Origin of the sequence: Lacrimispora sp., from assembly GCF_032078915.1 — a bacterium.
In the GTDB taxonomy this organism is placed as follows: Bacteria; Bacillota; Clostridia; order Lachnospirales; family Lachnospiraceae; genus Lacrimispora.
In genome coordinates, this window is the sequence record NZ_DAMAUN010000179.1 from 1 (window position 1) to 3,566 (window position 3,566).

The 3,566-nt window shown below is 45.9% G+C and carries 3 protein-coding genes; all 3 read right to left on the bottom strand.

All coding sequences use genetic code 11. From position 1 onward, the window contains the following. Window positions 1-42: 42 nt before the first annotated feature. Window positions 43-1,620, bottom strand: a complete 1,578-nt coding sequence (locus tag RT269_RS29835; RefSeq protein WP_313188142.1) for a glycoside hydrolase family 125 protein — start codon at window positions 1,618-1,620, stop codon at window positions 43-45. A gap of 203 nt (window positions 1,621-1,823) precedes the next feature. Further along, entirely contained in the window at window positions 1,824-2,747 is a 924-nt protein-coding gene (locus tag RT269_RS29840; protein WP_313188143.1) for a dihydrodipicolinate synthase family protein, read from the bottom strand. Between the two features lie 13 nt (window positions 2,748-2,760). Continuing rightward, a partial coding sequence (locus RT269_RS29845; RefSeq protein WP_313188144.1) for an ABC transporter ATP-binding protein occupies window positions 2,761-3,566 on the bottom strand: 806 nt, incomplete at its 5' end.

The window sequence follows — 3,566 nt, forward strand, 5'->3', positions numbered from 1 at the left end:
CCCGTTGGCGACGCTCAGTATTCAGGGGTGGGGCGCATGGGGTCAGCCAATGTCGGAAAAAGGCTTTCCTGCCAAAGAGTATGTGTAATCCGGACTTCGTAACATCTCAACTGTATTTTGCCAGACAGGATCTTCCTTGCCGCAAAAACCCAAATAGGGCAGAAGCTCCAGGCTTCCTGGCGGTTCGTCGTACACGTCCCAGTTCCCATCCTCATCTACGGACCAGGCAAAAATCATTTTTCCCTGATATTCCTTCCTACAATGGGTATTAATGGCATCAAACAAGCACAAAACTTCCTCTTCCAGCCACTTAAGCGTTTCAGTAGGCCACAAGTTACGATACATTTTCTCTAAATCCCGCAAGCACCGCCAAGTTAAAACATTGTTATACGTGACATAAGGATAAACCCGCATGTCATCCGTGGGCTGTAAAAAAGTTTCATACAGATGAAGGGCACCGCTTCGCTTGGTCTTTAAAATCGAAAGGATCTTCTTTACTCCTCTCTCAATATGGCTTTCCTGTAAAAGATCAGCCTCTCCCGTAGCATTGACGTAACGGCTAAGGGCCATTAAAGGGGCACACAGTTCATCCAGTTCAAATCCCGGTTCCAAAACCGTCCCGTCTATGTAACGGCTGTGAACGCCGATTTGTTTGATCTGGCGGGTAAAAACGTAATCCAGAAGTTCCTTTGCATACTGCGGGTCTGCCTTTAGAATGGAAGGAAAACTCCACAGCAGGCTGTCCCTGTCCCAATAGGCTGCGCTGACATAATACCTGGGGCTTCTGGAAGTGACCATGACCACTTCCTCTGTATCCATGGTCATACCTGTCGCGTAAAAGAAGTTGAAAAACAAGTTCCGGTTTAACAGGGAATCCACTTCCCGTATGCCCACGGTTTTCTGACGCTTTGACAGCCAGCACAGAGTTTCCTCGTAAACCGCATCAAAACTCTGCCGTAAAAGCTCCTTAGCCGCCGTTGCCGCAGCCACCTCTTCAAAGCCCACGCCCCAGAAAATGTCCAGTACCACGGATTCGCCGGATTTTAACAGGCAATCATGAGTCCCTTTGTAGTGTATTTCCTCACCCTGTTCAAATTCCCATGTAACAAGCAAAACCGCCATAGGTGCAAATGCCATAACCGGCATTCCAATGGACAAATCAAAGACCGGGCCGTCATTCCAGCCGGAGCGGTAAACCGTTCTCTGTCCTGTAACCGTCTTATCCTCGTTGACGCTGTGGGTCACTTTTCCCCACGCTCCGTTTAAACCACAGGAAATCTCCCGTTCTCTGCCGGAATGATTCATGACGGTCAAACGTATGGCAAAGGCCTTCTGTCCTATAGGAGCCAGAAAAATCCCCTCTGTACTAACGCCGTCCTTTACCGATTTAAACCTGGGAATCCAGTCACATTCCCGCTTCCATTCCAGATCACAGAGCAGATCCCCTTCCTCCGCCTGCACAAAAGGCCGTATGAGAGGTTCGCTTTCGCCGCCCCAAAAAGCCAGCATCCCTTTGCAGCCCATATGCAGCACCGTAAAGCTTTCTATCGAAGCCGTGGTCTGGTTCAATGTCGGCAGGCTGACAAATTCGTTCCCCGTGGGCATATAGCAATCTTGCATAAAAACACCTCCCCGAATTTTACTGAAACGTTTAAGTAGTCAGCATAAAATTATTGATATTGTATAACAATTATATACTGTGTTTTTATTTTTTGTCAATATGTTTTAATAAAAAATTCTTTATTCCTATGTAAGTTTTGTGCATATAGCTGTCAGTCAAAAAGCCCCCATTTTTGCCATTTAAAAATGGGGGGCTTTACCGCCTAGAATTGAAACATTTCCAGATCCCCGGCCTGATACTTTTCCCTGATCTTCCTTAAGTTTATTTTTAAATCGGCTAGCTCCTCATCCTTATAATTATAGAACGGCCGCCTGGAATATCCTCCTTCCAGTCCTCTCCATCGCATCAGGTTATGTACACAGGACGGGAAATCATATTGAAGACAGGCGAAGATAAATTCATCCGCAATCCGCTGCAGCCGGATGCCTCCCGGGATATCGCTGTTTTGAACACACTGATATATTTTTTCGTAAATTTCCGGGATTACATTATAGAAGGAACCGATAAGCCCATCCGCTCCAAAACATAGTCCGGAAAATGCCATCTCATCACACCCTGAATAGATCATGAAATCCGTTCCAAGCATCTCTTTTAAAGAGCCCATCTCGTCATGGCTTCTGGCGGTATATTTCAGTCCTTTCACTTGATCGATCTCAGCGATTTTAAGGATTAAGTCTTTGTCCATGATTCCTGCCAGCTGAATGTTATAAACAATCATCGGAAGGCTGGTGGATTTTGCAATGTCATTATAATAATGATAAATATCCTCTTTTGAAAACTTCCAATAGAAGGGAGGTACCGACGAAATGGCATCTGCTCCTGCTGCCTCCGCATGTTCTGCCAGCTCTATGCTCTTTCTGGTTCCGATATCTCCTACATGAACGATCACCGGTACCCTCCCCTTTACCTGATCCATAACGATATCAACCACACGATTTCTTTCTTCCGGAGTCATGGTAAAGCATTCTCCTGTACTTCCAGTTAAATAAAACCCATTTACCCCTGCTTCAATCATAAATTCTGTCATTTTTCTTGTACAGGCTTCGTCGATATTCTCTTTTTCATCAAAAAATGCCATGGTTGCAGGAATGACTCCTTTAATATCCGTAATTTGAAATTTACTCATTTTAACCTCCAGCTTATAAGTTTTCGGCCAGATGACAGCATACCAGGTGCTCATGGCCGTTATTTTCGATTCTGTGCGCTCTGGGAATTTCCGTCCTGCAGCGCGGGATGCATTTGGGGCAGCGGGGATGAAAGGGGCAGCCACCGGGTGGATCCACCGGACTTGGGACATCTCCCTGAAGCGGGATCCTCTTACGCCGCCTGTTAATATCAGCAATCGGAATGGCGCCAAGCAGAGCTTCCGTGTATGGGTGCAGGGTATTCTCAAAAATCTCCTGAGTCTCTGCCATTTCCACAATATGTCCCAGATACATTACCGCGATGCGATCACTGATATACTCAACTACAGACAGATCATGAGTTATGAACATATAGGTCAGATTCTTCTTTTCCTTTAATTCCTTTAGAAGCTGTAATACCTGGGCCTGGATGGAAACATCCAGCGCAGAAACCGCTTCGTCACATACTATAAACTCAGGATCCACGGAAAGCGCCCTTGCAATGCCGATCCGCTGCCTCTGCCCTCCGGAGAACTCATTGGGATACCGTTCCATATACTCCTTAGGAAGATTTACCTCTTCCAGTAGTTTTGCGATCTTCTCCCGTCTTTCCTTTTTATTTTTCATTCCAAACCGGATCAACGGTTCCTGCATCGTACCAAATATGGTGAAAGAGGGATTTAAAGATGAATATGGATTCTGGAAAACGATCTGCATCTTTTTACGCGCATCGTCCAATTCCTTTTTCGGCACCTTTGTAATATCCTTCTCCCCTTCTGGGAAATGGTAGATCACTTCTCCTGAAAACGGCCGGATCAGCT

Excerpts from the sequence above, each read along its gene's own strand:
- RT269_RS29840 (WP_313188143.1), bottom strand. The coding sequence starts at position 2,747 with ATGAGTAAATTTCAAATTACGGATATTAAAGGAGTCATTCCTGCAACC.
- RT269_RS29835 (WP_313188142.1), bottom strand. The coding sequence starts at position 1,620 with ATGCAAGATTGCTATATGCCCACGGGGAACGAATTTGTCAGCCTGCCG.